The sequence below is a fragment of the Pelagicoccus mobilis genome (assembly GCF_016595505.1).
Lineage (GTDB): Bacteria > Verrucomicrobiota > Verrucomicrobiia > Opitutales > Opitutaceae > Pelagicoccus > Pelagicoccus mobilis.
Genome location: NZ_JAENIL010000004.1, coordinates 1 through 18,437 on the forward strand (window position 1 = coordinate 1; position 18,437 = coordinate 18,437).

General features: G+C 50.1%; 16 protein-coding genes and 1 pseudogene. 12 read left to right on the forward strand and 5 right to left on the reverse strand.

The window, feature by feature from the left end:
* Positions 1-623: 623 nt before the first annotated feature.
* The 7 genes and pseudogenes from JIN87_RS02720 to JIN87_RS02750 form a co-directional block, all read left to right on the forward strand.
* Positions 624-947 carry a hypothetical protein gene (locus tag JIN87_RS02720; protein ID WP_200353980.1) on the forward strand — a complete coding sequence of 108 codons (324 nt, stop codon included), beginning with the start codon at positions 624-626 and terminating at the stop codon, positions 945-947.
* 85 nt (positions 948-1,032) lie between these two features.
* Positions 1,033-1,452, forward strand: coding sequence for a hypothetical protein (locus JIN87_RS02725; RefSeq protein WP_200353981.1), 420 nt, complete (start codon positions 1,033-1,035; stop codon positions 1,450-1,452).
* 89 nt (positions 1,453-1,541) lie between these two features.
* Entirely contained in the window at positions 1,542-1,817 is a 276-nt protein-coding gene (locus JIN87_RS02730) for a hypothetical protein (RefSeq protein ID WP_200353982.1), read from the forward strand.
* 157 nt (positions 1,818-1,974) lie between these two features.
* Positions 1,975-2,553, forward strand: a complete 579-nt coding sequence (locus tag JIN87_RS02735; RefSeq protein ID WP_200353983.1) for an AAA family ATPase — start codon at positions 1,975-1,977, stop codon at positions 2,551-2,553.
* Positions 2,554-2,597: 44 nt separating this feature from the next.
* Positions 2,598-3,140, forward strand: coding sequence for a GNAT family N-acetyltransferase (locus JIN87_RS02740; protein ID WP_200353984.1), 543 nt, complete (start codon positions 2,598-2,600; stop codon positions 3,138-3,140).
* 44 nt (positions 3,141-3,184) lie between these two features.
* Positions 3,185-3,598 (forward strand): restriction endonuclease subunit S domain-containing protein, encoded by a 414-nt coding sequence (locus JIN87_RS02745; protein ID WP_200353985.1) that lies wholly within the window; start codon positions 3,185-3,187, stop codon positions 3,596-3,598.
* A 33-nt stretch (positions 3,599-3,631) separates the two neighbouring features.
* Positions 3,632-3,943: pseudogene (locus JIN87_RS02750) on the forward strand (PH domain-containing protein); the annotation flags it as partial.
* Positions 3,944-4,168: 225 nt separating this feature from the next.
* Here JIN87_RS02750 and JIN87_RS02755 read toward each other — a convergent pair.
* Positions 4,169-5,056 (reverse strand): SDR family oxidoreductase, encoded by an 888-nt coding sequence (locus tag JIN87_RS02755; protein WP_200353986.1) that lies wholly within the window; start codon positions 5,054-5,056, stop codon positions 4,169-4,171.
* A gap of 80 nt (positions 5,057-5,136) precedes the next feature.
* Here JIN87_RS02755 and JIN87_RS02760 point away from each other — a divergent pair, with 80 nt between their 5' ends.
* Positions 5,137-5,490 (forward strand): MerR family transcriptional regulator, encoded by a 354-nt coding sequence (locus JIN87_RS02760; RefSeq protein WP_200353987.1) that lies wholly within the window; start codon positions 5,137-5,139, stop codon positions 5,488-5,490.
* A gap of 16 nt (positions 5,491-5,506) precedes the next feature.
* Positions 5,507-6,052, forward strand: coding sequence for a hypothetical protein (locus tag JIN87_RS02765; RefSeq protein ID WP_200353988.1), 546 nt, complete (start codon positions 5,507-5,509; stop codon positions 6,050-6,052).
* 6 nt (positions 6,053-6,058) lie between these two features.
* On the opposite strand, the gene JIN87_RS02770 is transcribed toward JIN87_RS02765, so the two are convergent.
* On the reverse strand, positions 6,059-8,605 hold the full coding sequence (locus tag JIN87_RS02770) for a TonB-dependent receptor (protein ID WP_200353989.1): 2,547 nt from the start codon (positions 8,603-8,605) through the stop codon (positions 6,059-6,061).
* Between the two features lie 398 nt (positions 8,606-9,003).
* On the opposite strand from JIN87_RS02770, the gene JIN87_RS02775 reads away from it, so the two are divergent.
* The 3 genes from JIN87_RS02775 to JIN87_RS02785 all read left to right on the forward strand — a co-directional run bounded on the left by JIN87_RS02775 (position 9,004) and on the right by JIN87_RS02785 (position 13,681).
* The gene (locus tag JIN87_RS02775; protein WP_200353990.1) at positions 9,004-9,654 is read left to right on the forward strand and encodes a VPDSG-CTERM sorting domain-containing protein; all 651 of its coding nucleotides are present in this window, start codon (positions 9,004-9,006) and stop codon (positions 9,652-9,654) included.
* A gap of 1,014 nt (positions 9,655-10,668) precedes the next feature.
* Positions 10,669-11,031 (forward strand): hypothetical protein, encoded by a 363-nt coding sequence (locus JIN87_RS02780; protein WP_200353991.1) that lies wholly within the window; start codon positions 10,669-10,671, stop codon positions 11,029-11,031.
* 733 nt (positions 11,032-11,764) lie between these two features.
* The gene (locus JIN87_RS02785) at positions 11,765-13,681 is read left to right on the forward strand and encodes a methyl-accepting chemotaxis protein (protein ID WP_200353992.1); all 1,917 of its coding nucleotides are present in this window, start codon (positions 11,765-11,767) and stop codon (positions 13,679-13,681) included.
* Between the two features lie 61 nt (positions 13,682-13,742).
* Here the strand turns inward: JIN87_RS02785 and JIN87_RS02790 are convergent, their stop codons facing one another.
* From JIN87_RS02790 to JIN87_RS02800, 3 genes are all read right to left on the reverse strand, one after another.
* Positions 13,743-15,284: a sulfatase family protein gene (locus JIN87_RS02790; protein WP_200353993.1), complete on the reverse strand. Its 1,542-nt coding sequence runs from the start codon at positions 15,282-15,284 to the stop codon at positions 13,743-13,745.
* 121 nt (positions 15,285-15,405) lie between these two features.
* Positions 15,406-16,884 carry a sulfatase family protein gene (locus tag JIN87_RS02795; RefSeq protein WP_200353994.1) on the reverse strand — a complete coding sequence of 493 codons (1,479 nt, stop codon included), beginning with the start codon at positions 16,882-16,884 and terminating at the stop codon, positions 15,406-15,408.
* 97 nt (positions 16,885-16,981) lie between these two features.
* Positions 16,982-18,316 carry a glycosyl hydrolase family 28-related protein gene (locus JIN87_RS02800; RefSeq protein WP_200353995.1) on the reverse strand — a complete coding sequence of 445 codons (1,335 nt, stop codon included), beginning with the start codon at positions 18,314-18,316 and terminating at the stop codon, positions 16,982-16,984.
* Between the last annotated feature and the right edge of the window lie 121 nt (positions 18,317-18,437).

The following is an 18,437-nucleotide window of genomic DNA, read 5'->3' on the forward strand; positions in this document are numbered from 1 at the left end:
CTGACCGCAACCTTAACCGAACCGCCTTGGTACGTGATCCGTATGCCGGGTGGTGTGAGAGGGGAGGAGCCGTGAGGCTCCCCTCTATCTCGATTCGACGAAAAAATGAAAAATCCGACAAAAAGTATCACTCTAATTTGGATCGTTGCATTCCTGCTTGTTGGCTGCAGCACGACGGAAAGTCCTAGCAATGATGCGGTAAACGGTCCTTGGCATCTAGCTCCTGATTTGGATACCAAAAGAGGATTCACTCTCCATCTAGGGATGGATCAATCGACTATTCGCGAGCATCTAGGTAGGCCATACACCAAACGAAAGAAGAAAAACACAAACCCGCTTGAGGAAAAGTGGACATATATAAGAAAGACGCCGCGCGGTCTTTCAGTATCCGGGAGCTATGGGAATTTGAAATCTACGACTGTCACTCAGGCCTATTTGACCATAATTGAAGTAAAGCTTCGATTTATAGACGGAAAATTGGTCGCAGTCGAAACGTCATCATTACCTGCCGATCTTGGGGCGGGAACACCTAGGCAGTATTAAGAATTCGAACAAATCGTCGCATACAATTTCGACAGGCTCCGCCTGTCTCCATCGCATGCGCTCGACCTTCGGTAAAAACTATGATCACCAAAACGATAGAAGGATATCCAGTTGTAGAATACGCTGAAATAGATCCTCCTGTTTTTCCAGTTGGCTGCCCTGTAGACGGGAAGATAGAGAAGACGAAAGCATTTTTGATCGTTGTCTCGGAAGAAGGAGAGGAAGATTACGAAAGGTACTGGTTAAGATGCTTGGGAGTAACAGGAAAAGTTATGGCAGGTGAAATGTGCTACTCTATTGAAGAAGCAAGAGCCTTCCCAAAGTCGGAATTTAATGTCGGAGAAATAAAATGGAAAAAGACCGAACAAGGTCGGGGCAATGCCGACAAACGCCCGCCTCTTTGACTACAGCCCCATGAAAATCAACCACAACAGACTTGGAGACTCAACCGAAGTCGGCATCGCATCACTTTGACGTTGGATAATAAATATGAAAAGAATCCACACACTCACCTTCGTCACGTGGCTGGCGTTTTCCTCTATAGCAGCAAGTTCCGATTTAAACTGCGGACATCAGGCGGTAATCGGTTTTTTCGAGCTAGAAAAGTATGGATGCAAAAGCGAAGGTGAAATCCTCCAAGCGCTAAAAAAGCGATTTCCGTACGAATCTAGCAACACAGAGTTAATGATGGAAATTATGAATAGAGGCGATGATATCGATGCCCCATTCAAGATGGACTATAAAGACCGAAGATTGGTGTTTTCACTGGCCTGTATGACGAAAGTAGAAAGAGGAAACAAACCGAGGAAAGTATCAAGGGTAGTCTTTGGCTTCGGTTCGAACCACAAGCTTGAGAACCTCGAAACGGATTTTACCGGTGTGGATACCCCTTCAAATCCAACAGAATAACACACAGTAACAAAGGAGCTCACAACTCCGGACGCTGACGCCACTCCGTTGCGAGCCTTTGACGTTCCAACCAAAATCAGGAATCCAATATGAAAAAAGAAAAGAGAGAAATGAAACACTCAGTCTTTCAGCGCATCCTAGCCGTGCTCGGATGTTTTCTGTTTTTGACTGCAGGAATCGTTTGGCTTGTCGCTGGATTTCAGATTGTAGTTGCTGCTCTCTTACTAGCAGCAGTTGCAGGTATTTCTGGACCAGCAGTTGCTGAAGGAGGCGGAATTTTAGATATAGTCGGAAGCATCTTCGAGGCAGTCCTCGAAGGTATCATGGGGATCTTTGAGCTTATCGGAGATCTGTTTAATTTCTGAGCTCCAGAAGTTGTCACTAGTAGTTTGAGCGAGGCAACGCACACACTATCACGGCAAATTTCCGTCTCTTTGTAGCGAAGCTATGAATACGAACTTCAATGGATGTGGAGCCTCAACCGAAACCGCCATGGTGCGGATTTGACGTTTTGCAAACAAGATGAATCGAATCTACGTCTTTGGAGCTTCAGGAACCGGCACAACCACATTAGCTGTGGGATTCGCGGAGCAATCACAGTGCTACCATTTGGATACGGACGACTTCTACTGGGAGAAGACAGATCCTCCATACAAATCGGTGGTGCCACATGAACGAAGAATCGACAGCATCAAGCAACAGCTAGATCCGCATGAGAACTGGGTGCTTTCGGGATGTATGTGTTCTTGGGGGTCCCCGATATTGAAGCTTACGACACTCGCGGTATTCATATCACTTCCTTGGGGTATCCGTAGGCGCAGGCTTAGAGAAAGAGAAAAGAAGAGATTTGGCGATGACTGCCTTGATTCCGGAGGTTTTCGGGTACCCCATTTCCAAGAGTTTGAGGATTGGGCTCAAAGCTATGATAGCGCAGACGCCTCAATGCGAAGCCGTCTTAGGCACGAACTGTGGATCAAAGCTTATGAAGAAAAGGGAGGATCCGTCATTCGTATGGAGCAAGATGAGACAATCGAAGTCCGCCTTCGGCATTTATTCAGAGCAGTCGGTACAAAGAACCGAAAGCACAACCAGATGCATTAGGCGACGAGCGCAGGAGCTCGCCCTCTGTTTTGACCGTAGAAAAAATGAAAATTGAACTACAACTCGTACCTTTCGAAGAGAAACCAGTCCTGAAGAGGATGCTCGAACTTTATCTCTACGATCTTAGCGAGTTCGAATCAACAGACCCAAACCGTTGTGGAGAATTTGGATACCGCTACCTAGATCACTACTGGACCGAATCTGAGCGACATCCGTATTTCGTGAAGGTCGACGGCAAAAACGTGGGCTTTGTCTTATTGAACCGTTTCGGTTATTCCGAAAGCCTCGATCACAGTGTGGCCGAGTTATTCATTATGCGAAAGTATCGAAAGATTGGAGTCGGACGTTCCGCTGCACTCGCAGCTTTTGAAACGTTCCACGGATTCTGGGAGATTCGAACGCATGAGAAAAACGAGCCCGCAAAGAGGTTTTGGAGACGAACCATTGATGAGTATACAAATGGAGCTTTCACCGAATTCTCCGACGGACTAAAAGACTGGAAGGGGCCTGTCTGGACTTTCGAGAACAAAAAATCACAGACGAAAGCGGCGCTCACAGCTCCGGACACTGCAGGTCCTAAGTCGTGAGTCGTTGACGGTCGCCGAGATGATAAAAGGAACCCAACAAACCGATGAATCAAAGCATTAAACTTACACTAGCCATCATTGTCTTAGCGATCTCCGGGTGCTCACCGTCTGTGGATACCGAGGCGACGACTCCGTGGGTCGGAAGTCTGAAGGTCGACAACAATGAATACGAAGCCATCACACTAAAGCATGACGAAAAAGAGTTTCCCTATCGATCACCCGTGGTGATCTTCAATAAGAACGAAACAGCCAGCTGGAAGGCTGGATTGTTAAAAAACTTAGAGCTGGGACAGATCGATTTTGGAAGTTCGCAACAAGTGTTGACAGGGCGCCAGATTGTGTACGCCGCAGGAAATGGACCCACAATGTCGATCCTAACCTGGGCCCCGGATGAAGCAAAAATAGAGGAGCTGGGAGGATTGGAAGAGTACCTCACGTTCCTCATGTCCAAAAACTAAGAAACCATGGCTATTGTTAATTAGGGCAGCTCGGAATACGGAGAGCTGCTGACTGATGAACAAACAATCGAGGTCGGTTTCAATATTTTTCGGGACAAGTTCATCTTTACTAATCGGCGTCTAATCATTGTCGACGTGCAAGGCATGACAGGCCGCAAGGTGCAGTACTTGACCATTCCGTATTCAAAAATCACTAAGTACAGCATCGAAACTGCAGGAAGCTTCGACCTGGATGCGGAGTTGAAAATCTGGATCGGCAGCGACCCGAATCCCATCCAGAAGAAATTCAACAAGAAGGTAAACATCTACGATCTCCAGAAGGTGCTCGCGAAGCACGTGCTGTAACTCGAGCGATCGTACAATCGTGCACTTCAGGTTAAGTCTCTGGCGGGAGTGCTTTGATCGAACGGTGATCTCTTGGCCACGAAAAGGCACAAAAAGATCCTCCAGTAGTGCCTGCTTTATAAGGCAGATTTTGCAACAGAGTGATTCTTTGTGTCTTTTTGTGGCTAATATTCGTCGGTTTTTGTTTGTGGGTCGGGGAGGGCGTTGCGTGTATTAGAACTAAAACTACGATAAAACATTTTCCTTCAATGTGGCGGCAAGGGCTTCGATACTTGCGGAAGGCTTCCCAAGGTTCTCGTAGGTCTCTCCTGATACAAAGCGTTCCTCGAATCCTGCACAGACCTCCCAGATACGCTTCAGAAAGGCGGCTTCCGCTAAAGGCAGCCCCAATTGATCGATGGTTTCAAGCGGAAGCGTTTGGACAGAAACCTTAGGATCATAAACCTTGAAGAAGCGTTGAGCCGCGTCTGCGAAAGTCATCGCTTCAGACCCTTGTACGGGATATCTCTGATTGAGCGCTTGGGAGTTGTCGATCGCTTCGAATATGTGGCCAGCCAATTGAAAGCTGCTCGTGAAATGCGCTTCGTGCGGGAGTATCCCAAAGAGATAGGCCACATTGTTGTCGACGAAACGGGTAAACGAATCAGCAAAGAATGAGCAGTAGAAGAAGGTGTACGGAATGTCGGAATCCTCGATGCATTTCATTCCAGCTTCTCTGATTTTCCGGGTTTCGATGGTGCCGTTGAGGAAGAACTCTTCGTGGAGAGATTCCAACCCAGCTATCTGCATGATGTGCTTCACTCCATTGTGTTTCGCTGCCTGAACGATGTTCTGTACGCCTTCACGCTCCGTGTAAAACGGCAGGTTCATGTCCGTGGTCTCGGTGTTGAGATGGATGTAGAGCGTCTCTGTGCCGTCTAGAGCACGAATCAAGCTCTCTGCGTCGCTCACGTCTCCCTGGACAATCTCGACACAGTCAGGCAGCGCGTTCTTGGCATTCTCTGGATCGCGAACGACAACCTGCACTTTGACTCCTAGAGAGACAAGATGCTTGGTGATAGTTGTAGAGAGGAAGCCGGTTGCTCCGATGATGGTGAGTTCCTTTTTAGCCATGATTTTCTTGCGTGCGTAGCACGTTATGGCTGCATGATAGCCTGTGGGGTATACCCCACAGTCAAGAGGTTTTACCAAGAATGAAGATAAGTGAGATTTGCAAGCAGACGGGATTGAGCAAAGACGGTATTCGCCACTACGAGGAGCTTGGTTTGATTCGGTCGTTCCGAAAGCCAGCAGGTAGTCGATTCTATCAGGACTACGACGAAAGCGCTTTGCTGCGGATCGAGATGATTCGTTGCGGAAAATCCTGTGGGTTCACGCTTAAAGAGATTAAGAACATCTTTGATTGCTCCGAGGCAGATGAGTTGTCTTTGGTCGAGCTGCGACCGTTTTTGCTGCAGAAACTGGATGAGCTAAACCAGAAGTCCGCGGAGATCGAAAAAATGAAAGCTGTGATCAGGCAGCACCTGGCTGGAGTGGAGTGCGAGTAGAGTCGGGGCGGTTTTCATGTCGAAAGGAAGATACAGGCAAATCTCCGGGGCGCTTAGTTTGGTCGTGGTAATACTGAGCGCGGCGGCGTATGTATTCTTTGGCGATTCGCGCGGAGGTAGGGGATCTGGCTTCGAATTGCTAGCGTCGCCGAGTGCATCCGATTTTAATTACTATCAAGAGCTCCAGCTGTATTCGTTTTCTGAAACAGTCTCCAACGACAGAATAGCAATAAGCATCCGAAAAGGGAAAGTTGACTTTGTTGTCCTCTACGGCTCGAAGCAGGGCGGCTATCCTAAGTACTCTGGTGGCAAGATCGGAAACGGGACGGCGGTCGGGCATATTTTGAGAACCTCGTATACGGACCGTATTGAGCTAACAGGTACACGAAAAGCCTATGAGATTAGGAACGGGCAGGTTCACAGCGCTCCGATCCGTAGAAGCGTAGATGCGTGGCGACTCTCTGAGTTTATAGACAGTATTCGAGAAAACCCGACGGTAGAAGACTCTGCCAACTGGAAGGTCGGACGGCGTTCCGCTTCCGGTGGAGGTCGCAGATCTTAAGTCTCGTCAAAAACGGTAGCTTAGGCGGGACGTGATGCGGCGCCCAATCTTGGGGAAGCCTATGTATTCGCGATGGTCGTGGTCGAATACGTTTTGGGCGGTCACAGCAAGACTGAGTCCTCTGGCGGAGCCTGAAAAGAGGTAGTTGAAACCGAGGTCCGTCAATGTGTAGGAGTCTACCAGCCCGTTGTAGTGGATTCCGTCCGACACCCGAAATTCACCGACATGACGCAAGTCGCAGGATAGGGTGAGTCCCTTGCTGTTACGGTAGCTCAGGCCGAGATTGAACTTTTGCTCTGGGCTATTCATTGAGAGTTCGAATCCGGTGCCAAGGAGACCGAGATCTTTCTGGTCAAAGAAATTGTCGCTTACCCAGGTGTAGTTTGCGTAGGCGGTCCAGCTCTCGCTTAAGTGGGCTTCGATTGAGCATTCGGCACCAAAATAGTCGAGCGTGCCAGCGTTGAGCTGGGCCAAGACTACCTCGGGTGGAGTTGTGGGGTCATGATTCTGCTCGGGTTCTACAATCCCAATGACACCGTCAAAGCTAGGGGCCGTTTGGCTAAAGGCGTTTGCGAGAGTATCTACATCGATACCGTAAGTAAGAAGCTCTTCATCGGTGAAGCCTGCGTGGATGCTTCGCTCGAGCTCCGCTGCGAGATCGCTCCCTGAGATCGCTACGAAGGGCGTAAGCGTGTGGGCGAACACGAAGTCCTTCTTCTTGCAATAATAGGCATCTACTGCGACTGAGACGTTCTCCGCAATTGTACCGTTGAAACCGATTTCCAGTGTTTCCGTTATTGGAGAGCTGAGTTGTTGGGATTCTAGCGGCACGTCAACGAATCGAGGCGGTTCATTCTCGTTGGATGGAAAAAGCATGACGCCTTTTGTAAAGCCGGTCAATTGAGACGTTTTGCTGAGCAATAGTGCCTGCAAGGCGTGAGAATTGTCTGGATACAAGTAATCTGAGACCGCGGATAACAAGGCGGAGTAGGCACGTGTAGTAGATATGCCGATACCTGTGTCTTTGCCTGGACCTACGAAGCTCGTTGTGGCGAGCGGATTTGAAAAGGTTAAGGCGTCAGAGCCGCCAAGGAAACGTACGTTGAAAAAGTCGGTGGCCTGGACCTTGAGGTCGCCAAAAAAGTCTGATGCGATCGGCCGTGACAGGGCTCGATTATAGGTCAACCGAAAGCGTCGCTCGGGTGTTGCCTTGTAAAGCAAAGCAAGGCGTGGCGACAGTACGGTCTCATCTGTCACGTCTATGTAGTCGAGTCTGCCTGACGCCTTGATTTCGAGGACCTTGCGGAACTTTAGGCCACCATGCAGGTAAGCTCCGATCCCATTGAATCGATCGTCGTTTTCGAAGCGTCCCGTCACAGTGCCTTTCGTGCGTGGGTTTGTTCGCTTGTAGTCGATACCAAAGATCAGAGGTTCACCTTCCTTATGGGCTGCTTCCATTTTGTACTGAGCCTGCAAGTTGATTTCACTGCTTCTTTCATGCATGTCGCTTCCAGCCCGATAAAACCAGTTGGTGCCATTGACGTACGACTGTACACCGTAAGCTTGGGCGAAAAAAGCTCCTTTGGCGTACTTGATTTGCCCTGTGATGAGTTCAGAGCCATCCACTTGGATTTCGCCGAGGCTGGCGTTTAGTATGTTTTTGGTGCGTGCGTAATCGGCATGTGCGGTCACCCGAGTATCTTCATCGGGACGATATTGGAGTTGTCCGGCTAGGTTGAAGGAATAGACACCGTAGTCCCGGCCATTGAGCACGCGCGAGACCTCTCCATCTAAGCCTCTAATTTCTGGAACAATCGCCTGCAGTATCTGGGCGTCATGAGGATTTGACTCCTCGAGTTCCCAGTCAGTTCCTTCCATGTACGAGCCCGTAAGCTTGTATCCAAATTTGTCATTCAGAACGCCAGCGTTTCGGAATGAGCTTTGCGCGGTAGACTGCGTTCCGAAGCCTAGGGAAATGGATGTGCCGGGGTGTTCGAACGGGTCCTTTGTGATGAAGTGAATGATTCCTTGTTCTACGCCAGGACCGTAAAGGGCGGAACCAGGACCTCTAACGACTTCGATACGCTCGATATCTAGCACGTCGATTGGCAGTCTTGGATAGTAAACCAATCCGAGACCAGGATTGTAGGAGTCACGCTGGTCAACCATGGTGTATGTGTACGAGGAAAACGCGTTTTTAAAACCGCGTACCGCCACTAGATTGTTTCCAACTCCGACCTGATGAATGTCGACCCCTCGAAGGCTTCTGAGTGAAGTCACAACTGATGGCACACCATCGCGCAGCAAATCCTCCGACTGGAGCACGCTTACTGACGCTGGCGCTTCAAGCTGTGCTTCATAGTGTCTCGACGCGGATACGACAAATGGATCCAGTTCATAGGTTTTGTCGGTTTCAGATGCGTCGGCAGCAATTCGAGAATCCATCGAATTGGGCGCTTTTTCAATGGATTGCCCGAAGGTCGTGACTTCAGTTCCTGTAGAAAATTCGGCAGCAAGACTCATTGCCAAGAAAAAGCCTATGGAGTGCTTCATAGCTTTGGGAGTTCGCCAAACTTTGACTGGGGCTTTCACTGTCTGTCGACTATTCTCAATCGAGACTTCAGGGCTTATCGTATTCGAACCTCCATATATAGGCGTTCGATCGACGTTAGCAAAACCGTCACACAGTTAAGGAAGACACTTATAACTGAATTAGGATGGTGAATACGTTCGAATCGTGTCTGCCGACACGTCCCAAATCTATGCTCTTTTGTAAAACGCTCTGCTTACTGTAAAGAACCTGTACACAACGTAGATCTTTAGATTTAAGGGGCTACGCTCAAGGTGCTGCAGGGTAAGTGCTTACGTGCTGTAATGCTGTTTGCTGCCAATTACGGCACAAGGTATGCTTTGTGAAATGCTCTCCTAAACACTCCAAACTGATTTAAAGTATGAACTGCAATCTCCTCCAGGCAAAGATCACACGATGTCTCTTAATCTCAATCGCAGCAGTCGTATCGTCGCTATCTGCATACGGCATCGCTTTTGACGTGACTGGAGTAGGGGGTGGAAACACCACACATTGGGCTAACGCTGAAGGCATCAGTGGATCTGCCGAATGGTCCATTTCAGGTTTTGCCTCATGGAAAACGAATACAACCACGACTGACAACTCTACTGTATTTTCAGGAGGCAATTTCAGCCCGGCATTAGCGAACTCCGATCGCCTTCACACATTTGGGAGCGGCTTCGTGATTTCCTTTGATAGAAACATTCATAGCATACTGTTCTACCTTAAGGAGAACTCTTCCCAAGACACGCCTTTAGCAATTCTCGACCTGGGACTGGTTCCAACGCTCGTATCTGGCAGTGTAGGCATTAGCGGAACGCAGGTTACCGGAACCGTTGCAGGTGGTGTTGTTCGTTTTTCAGGCCTGAATACAGACACCCTCACGCACACAGCTCGTGCTCGAAACGCAATGGACGTTGCGTGGGTTGTAGAATCGGCCTCCAAAGTACCCGATACAGGATCTACGGTCTTGCTTCTCGGAGTAAGTATCATCGGCCTCGCTACAATCCGCCGCAAATTCTGCGGACGATAGAGACGGAAACGACTTCGAACAAAAGGGCAACCGATGAGCGGCTGTCCTTTTTTTTGGGGTTCACCAGCAAATTCAGTGGAAAAGAATCCAACTGTTGGAATCCCGTCTTTAGGCGGCAACCGATAAGCCCGCTGAAGCGTGAACTCCGACCGTTTTGTCTCATCTAGTCCGCCCAACTTAGAGCGTGCTTCATTTGTTTGGCAGGGTAGCATCTTGAATGTCGCCCTAACTACGGCGCCCCGCAGAGATGTTGGGCTCTTTAGCTGTAGGTCCGGGCGTTGACCGGACGCTCTCGCGTTTCGTGTTCGTGCGTACCTCTACTTGAAAAACGCTCTAGAGCGTGTCGCGAACGAATGGATACTAGTCTCAGCAGCCTGTGGTTGCAAAACCGGTTTCATTGTTCGCCTTGGTTGTGTGTTCTGGCGTTTTTGGAGCGCGGGGATGATCGGCACTCTCTAGCGGAGCTGTCTACATCGTAGAAGCGTCGGTAAGGAATTATTCGCAGTCTGAGGCTAGGATTAGCTTCAACGGCTGTAGCTGGTACGAATTGTTCGTGCTCAGTTGCGAAAATCTAGAATTTGAAATCGTACCGTGGGATTGCACGCCCGAAGCGCTGGCGTATGGAGAAATCCTGAGCTTCCTTTTTCTGACAAGGTCAAAGGATCCCACTAGCTAATCCTGTTGGTAGTAAGGTTTTCATACGGCTTATTCCAAGCCACAAAGAACAGCTCAATGACGAAATCCATCCTGAGGCGGCCGCAAAGCACGGAGTCAGGTTCGTTTAACTGAACACCGAACGGGTCAATGTTCAAAAGGCAAAGGGTTGTGCTTCGTTTGTCGAAGTGGGGGTGTAATTGTGCGGCTAGACTTGTTTGCCTTCATCATCAGCAGCGTTGGCTATCGTTACTCTTGTGAGGAGTTTGCAGTCATTGTCTTAATGTAACCGTAATACAACTACAGTAAGCAGGGAAGGGCGGTGGAATCCACTTCGAGCTCCATATCGTACTGGTTTGCATGAGACACGCGATCTTTGCGTTTTTACTGCTGGGCTCAGCTGCCTGTGGATTGGCGAAACCGCTTTCGCTGTTCGCTGAGGTTGTTGATTCTGGCGTTTTGGAGCACAGGACTGATGGAGTGCTCTCAATCGGAGCTGTCTACGTCGTAAAAGCATCGGTCAGGAATTATTCGCAGTCTGAGACTTCAATTGGCTTCGACAGCTGTAGCTGGTACGAATTGTTCGAACTTAGTTCCGAAAATCTAGAATTTGAAATCGTGCCGTGGGATTGCTTGTCTGGGGAGTTGGTGCATTGCTCGCTGTCGCATGGAGAAATCCTGCACTTCCGGTTTTTTGATAAGATCAAAGAAACGAGGAGGTAAACCTGACGGTAGTTAGGTTTACATACAGTTTAAGCCAATTAGCGATAAACGGCTCGATGACGCAAAGTATCCTAAGGCTGTAGGGCCTGGAGTCTGTTTCGTTTAACTTCCAGAGCTTCGGGACAAAGTTCTAAATCTACGACGACGCGGCGTATTCAAATGCCCGCAGTAATCCCAAACTGAAGAATCTCGATCCATTGTCTTATTCACAAAGTGATATCAATCAAGGACTGGCACTCATGAGTAAAACGCTCATCTAGGGTGTTTTCTGGTACATTGCGGAAAATACTCATCCCCTCAGAATTGGTTTTAGAAGACGCACAATAGATATTATGTCTAATAGGGACTTGCACCTCTGAACTGGATTTCGAGAGCCCTCTTTGGGTCATGAGTCTGAACAAGAACTCTACCCGTTCCTGCCACCACCCAACCTGCTGAGAGTTTGTTGTAGCGTTTAAGACACGGCTCTCGGAGGACCCACACTCCTTTTCCAGTTACGGACTAAATAAAGCTAGTAGTGCTAGCACGACTACTGCTGTTTAGGTCCTTCCTGCAGGTTCTATTGCCTGGGGCTGAAGTCGCTCCTAGGCGTCTTCTGTTACCAATCGTTGCAATTGGGAAAATTCTCTTAAAAACATAGTCAGGCTCGCACGCCAGTTTACATGCACTCACGGATGATCGATTGTATGAGGTAATACCAGTACGGACGTTTACCCTCTCATCATCACCCACAATGGCTAAACTCTCCCTTAAAACGAAATTGATCATTCTCTCGGCTCTGCCTCTGGTCTGCGCGATCGGCTTTGGTTTGAAGCTGACTATCGACCGCTTCCAGGAAACCCGGGAATTCTTGTCCTTCGAAGAATCGATGGAGCTCGCTGCCATTTTGGCGGAGACCGGAGCCCACAATGCGAACGCCTCTGCTAGCGTTTGGTCGTTTGTCCCGACCGCGATACAGGATAACGACGAGAAAACCGTTCTCTCGATTCGACGGAAGTTCGCTAAGGACTCGGAGGCTCTGGAGACCTCTATAGAACGAGCGATCAGCCTCTGGTCGGACATGGAGCAAAGTCGCTACAGTGAGCAACTTCACACGGTGATGGCCGAGGTCGAGACTCAAGCCAAGTTGATGGTCGATCACCGAGTCGCTGTCGCCGCAGGACTGCCCTACAACGAGGCAATGGCTGAGTACAACCGCTTCAAGTCGATTCTCCAACGTATCTATCCTGCTCTCATTCAGGAGACGTCCGATAAGGACCTCAGCTTGATGCTTCTTTCCTACAACCTGTTTCTGGACTTCCAGAGCGAAGCGAGCGAATACATGGGCTTGATGATTTGGGGGCATCAAACGGACGATTACCCGCTGGACGCTTACGCCCATATGGAAAGCCACTTCAGCAAGAGCGATCTGGCTCTCAAGCATTTCCGTAACCTCGCTACCGGCGCCGCCTTGGACAAGGTCGATGCTATTCTAGATTCCGAGGAAGGAAAATGGGTCGATCAGAAAACGCGTTCCCTGCTGATAGACGCCAACGGCGGAAAGTTCTACGATTTTCCGCGGGACGTTGCGGTCGAGAACGAGTTGAAGCAAAAAGGCGAAGGACGCAACTTCGCTCTGGCAGACCTTATGGCTGACTTTCGTCAAGAAATTCTTGATACAACTGCCGACAAGATTCGAGCGCTGAAATTCAAGCGGAACGCAACCGCAGCAATCACCCTACTCTTCACCGCCCTATCCATTTTTCTCAATCTCTGGTTGAGCAATCGTATTTCCAGATCAATTACACGAATCACGAAAGGGGTCGCCGAGGGAACTGAACGCCTGCATGCTGCGGCAGATCAAATCAATAACGCGAGCCAAACCTTGGCGGACAACTCCTGCTTTCAGGCCTCGAGTTCCGAAGAAACGTCATCGATGATCGCGAATCTGATCGCTTTGACTCAGTCGACTGCGAAAAACGCTGAAGAAGCGAATACGCAGATCACCTCGACTTCCCATGTCATTGAAGAGTCGCATACCAATATGCAGAGACTCGACCAGTCCATCACTCTCATCTCTTCCAACAGCGATGAAACGCAGAAGATCATGGAGTCGATAAATGACATCGCTTTCCAAACTAATATCCTAGCCCTCAATGCCGCTGTCGAGGCAGCTCGGGCTGGAGAAGCGGGAGCCGGTTTTGCTGTCGTCGCTGACGAAGTGCGTACGCTCGCTCAAAGGTCTGCAAAAGCGTCGGAGAATACGACGGCCCTTATAGAAAGCTCTAACAACAGCATCTCTAATGGAGTTGATTGCGCGAAGGAGGCCACGCGAACCTTTTCCAAAGTCCGTGAAAATGCGGCAGATGTCTTCCAGAAAATCCGTCTCATTGAAGAAGAAACTGCGAAGCAAGCGGAAGCGATTTCCGAGATCGAGCGAGCGGCGGAAAAAGTAGACTCTACAGCGCAGAGCAACGCTGCCAGCTCCGAAGAATGCGCGTCATCCGCAGCCTCACTGAGTGCTGAAGCGAGCCGCTTGGAAAGCTACGTGCACAACCTCCAAGAACTGGTAAATGGGTTCGGTGGAAGCTCAATAAAGCGCGAACAGCCTGCAAAACGTAATGCTCCGACGAAGCGTAGTAACCGCGTCAATACGCATATCTTGAACTAGTTGACATGAAGGGCGATTGTGGGCTTATACCTTTTTGCAGATGGTATTAATCGTCTTGGCCCTACTTCGCTTTGCGACCGCTTATTGGGTCTGCCATCTGCGAGCGCCATTCGGTGTACATCTTTTTCATGAGATCGACACGTTCTGGATTCATTGAGGCAAGGTCCTTTGTCTCGTTCGGGTCGTCCTTCAAATTGTAGAGCTGCATGCCCTGCTCGACTTCGATTTCGATCAGCTCCGGCTTCACTAAGCCATCTGCTCCAAGCTCGTAACGGTGGTAGGTCTTGGGTTCTCCGTTATACACGAGTTTCCAGTCCCCATCGCGAGCGACCCAGTTGACGCGTTTCGGACCGGAATCCCAAAACATCTTTTCGCCCGCATGAATCTCCTTCACGTCGCCTTTGATAAGCGGCAGCAAGCTCTTTCCGTCGAGCGGATTTTTTGGAGCGATGCCGGTAATCTCAGATAGTGTCGCGTAAAGATCTCTGTGCGTTACCAAGGCTTCAATCGAGGTTTCGCCAAATCCTTCGGGCCAAGAAAGCACCATCGGCACTTTGATTCCACCATCCATAAGACAGTACTTGTAAGCGTTGATGTCTCCATTATTTGCGTACGACTGGTCTGAACCGCCATTGTCCGAGGAGAAGAAGACGATCGTGTTCTCACGAATCCCCTTTTTGTCGAGCGTATCCAGAATCTCACCTATGACCGAGTCCATCAAATCCAAGTGCGCGAGGTAGATCTTGCGACCATAAGGATCCGTAATCGCCAAATGGGCGATGTCGCTGTACCATTTCTTGTAATCAGGGTTCGCGACCGGATCCCAATGCGGGTATTCCCAGACCTCCGCATCTCGATCAAAGGGGCGAGCAGGAATACCGTACTTTCTGCGGAGCTCCTCGTTCGGGGCGCTTGTCAGCGGCGTGTGAACCGCGTTGAACTCTAGCTGCAGGTAGAACGGCTCATCACGCTCCTGCTCGATAAATTCGATTGATTCGGCCCCAAAGACCTCTGTGGTGGTTGTGTTTTCGAAGGACTCGGTACCCTCACTGTTTCGAGTCAACGGACCGATGCCGATCATCCGGGCCTTCTCAATGCTCCCGGCTTGCTTCTTCTCGTACGCATCCACGTCTTTGTCGCTGATCAAATTGAACTCCCAAGAGTGGTGCGTGAATCCGATCCAGCTATCAAAGCCGTGTTTCATCGGATCCTGTTTCGGTCCGTTGTTTAGGTGCGTCTTGCCGACCTTTTTTGTGCGGTATCCCGCTTCCTTCATCATTTCGGCGATCGAGAACTCAGTGGTCGGCATCCCTCCTTGCCCGTAGTAATAGGCACCCCAACGCTGCTGGTAGCGGCCGGTGGTCATGGCCAGTCGCGAATTACTGCAAATCGGAGAGGACGCGTATGCGTTTCTGAATACGACACCGCTATTAGCTAATCGATCAAGGTTCGGGGTGTGGATGTCCTCCGCTACAACATCGTGAAAGCCAACGTCGGCGTAGCCTAGATCGTCAGCTACGATCACAATGACATTAGGGCGATCGCTGGCGGTGATTGTGGTGGCCGAGGCTAGGGACAGTATTCCAAAAAGGACTTTAATCATAAGAAAGGAAGTGAGAAATCAGGACGCTGGAGGTACCTTTAGGGTACCGTGTCGCCCGCTTTGCAACAAGTCGGTCATATCACTGACACGATTCAGAAAAATTAGCTAGTGCGGTGTTCAGTTATTTGCCTTCGGCTTCCCATTTCTTCATGAGCGCGATGTTACTACGCAGGATATTTCCCTGCTCCTCGCCGCTCTTGTCTACCTTTTCTTGGTAGGTCGCCATATCGCTGTCGTAAATTTCGGATCGCTCTGGAACACGTCCCTTATCGTCAGTCGCTTCTTCCCAGTCGCCCAGTTGTTGGCGCATTTTTGCCAGCACGCCTGCGTACTCGGGGTTGTTCGCTAGATTGTTCGTTTCAAATGGATCATTTTCCAAATCGTAGAGTTCTTCTGGATCCCGCGTTGGAGCAAAGAGCAGGTCATGTTGCATCGCGTTTAGTTTTCCACTCGCGTCGAGATCACGAAGAGTCTTCACGATAAGCTTGTTGTCTTTGTATCGATTTGGCTGCATATGTGGGCGTTCGTGCAGGTAGTTTCGAATAAATTTGAATTTAGATGTAGTTACGGAACGGATATGCTCAACTGTCTCGTCGCAGCGATCTCGGGCTCCAAAAACAGCTACCCGAGGCTGGTAGTCGGCCGCTAGAATGTCCTTGGCCTGCATCGCTTCCGGAATGTCGATTCCCGCTAGGCCCAGCGACAAGGCAGCGATGTCGATGTGCTCCACCAGGTCGTCACGTACGTCGCCCTGCTCTACGCCTGGTCCCATAATCACGAGCGGCACGTGTAGACCTTCCTGGTAGAGGAACTGCTTGCCGCGGGCGTGGCTGATTCCATGGTCGGTCATGAAGAGGACGACTGTGTTTTCAAGTTCGCCCCGTTCTTCGAGCAAAGCGAGAACCTCACCGATCGTTGAATCGGTTACTCGAACCGAATCCAAGTATGCGGCCCAATCAGCTTCGATATCCGGATGTGCCGGGTAATAAGGAGGGAGTTTGCCCGCACCTAACGCGGTGCGGCTACCTAGCTCCTCCTCAGCGATCTTTTGGATCTTCTCGAAATCCTCCATCTCCTTGCCACGCAGCTTTCCACCCGGGATTTGCACCTGAGCAAAAAAAGGCTGCCCTGGCTTGCGCCCAATCCAATCGACCGCGTCGTAGAGATCGGCGTCCCATTCAAAGTTGTAGTCAGTCTTACCAGGTCGATCCTTGCGGTCCCTCCAGCCACGAATCGAGGTGTAGTAGCCTGCCTCTTGGAAAAGCTGGGGTACTATTTTCACGCCCTCCGGCAGGTGAATTTTGTATTCACCGCGCCCACTACGATGGTGATGCGAGCCAATGGTAGTTTGATACATGCCCGTGATGAAGGCGGAGCGCGACGTGGAGCAAACGGGCGCCGTCACGTAAGCCTGAGTGAACATCACTCCCTCGCGAGCCATGCGATCCAAATGGGGTGTTTCAATAGCCGTTTCTCCGTAGCAGCTGAAGTGAGCCGACATATCGTCAGCAATGATCCAAAGGATATTTGGACGCTCCTGCTTCGCATAAAGCGACGCGACTAAGGTAATAAAGAGGGCTATAACTGTACCAAGCTTCATATAAATTCTAATCCTCTGTAGGACGGGGCGTCGACCCGTCACTCAAATTTTCGTAAAGTCGCCTCAGCGCGGCGACCTACATTTTCCTTAAAAATTCCTAGTGTTTCCTTTCCTTCTTAGGCTTTTTTGATCCAACTTTCAAATACTCAGGTAACTCTTTCCAAATCGAGTAGTTCTTCAAGATCGCCTTGTAGTCGCTTCTTGGCTGTTTCTCTCGCTCTAAAACCGGGCTGATCTCGGGACTAAAGCCCTCCGAGGTGACGTCTCTGATGGTTGGAGACCAGCTATCTCCAGTCTTGTCGTGCGCTATCCATTGCGACGGCCCGCGAATCAGTTGGGTTTTCTCGTCGAACCACAGCCGCTCAAGTTGCCACTCCGCGAGATGGCTGATCGTCTTTGTGGCGATCGGAGCGTTTTCGCCATAGACTGCGTGTACATTTTCAATTAAGCATCCATCCGCGAAACGTCCCGGAACTCCAGAGTTTTCACGTCCGTCATCGAACCCAGGGCCCATCTGGACTGCGGTCCCGCAACTCAAGGCTGTAATGTTTCGAGCTGTCACCATGCCGTTCTTAGCGGTGTGTGGTCCCATCGCCATCGCGGTGACGCCGTTTTCGCAATAGATGGTGTCCGCGGAAATCTGATCGACTCCTCCATAGTGCCCGCCAGCACCCGTTTCCAGGCGGAAGGTAATTCCGCCATTGGTGGTGGAAAGGTTCTCGAAGCGCAGGTCGTATCCAGCGTGCAATTGCGCGAGTCCATAGCCCGGGCTCGAGTTTATGCTCTTGAAGTTTCGAATCAGTCCGGCCGTCGGCTTGTAAACTTCCCATTCATCGCACCCTTCGATCTTAGACGGCACGAAGATGCCCGCGCAGTGTGTCGTCCAGTTGTCGATAACGTACATGCCTTCGATCATGAAGTTCCGCACCTGCACGCATTTGAAGGCCCGTGCTGAGTGCTTCTCTTGGCGCTTGTGCTTTATGTTTAGCGGAATGTGAGAGTAGTCGATGGTGAAGTACTCGCCTTCTTCCGAGCAACGAATACTCACGTTTTCTATAAAGCCTTCTTCGCCTTTTCGGCTCTCTGACTTGTTGGTAAAATGGAAGACGCCATTTCCCTTTTGGCTTTCATGCAGGAACGGCTTGATGATGACGCCCTTGTCGATTACCAAGTGCACGTTCGAGTTCATGTAGATCGAATTGAAGCTGTAGGTCCCGGCTGGGAGATAGATCCGACCGCCTCCTTTCGCTGAAATCTCATCGATCGCATCTTGCAATTTAGCGCTTTGATCAGAAGCCGCGTCGTCGGCGACCATCCCGAAATCCGCTACTAGGTCTTTCTCGACCAGTACCTGATCGATGGTGTCTATGTACGCTGCGTTCCCAACAAGAGTGAGGGTTAACGTAGCAAGGGTGAGCAGTGTCTTCTTCACGATGTGCAAACTTCGAAGGTGTTCTTTTTTAGGGAATATGTTATCCCTGCTAGGGGCCTGAACGATCGCGAACTAAGGTGCCAACGAGTCGTTACGCTGAAATTCTAGTCTAAATCCTTGT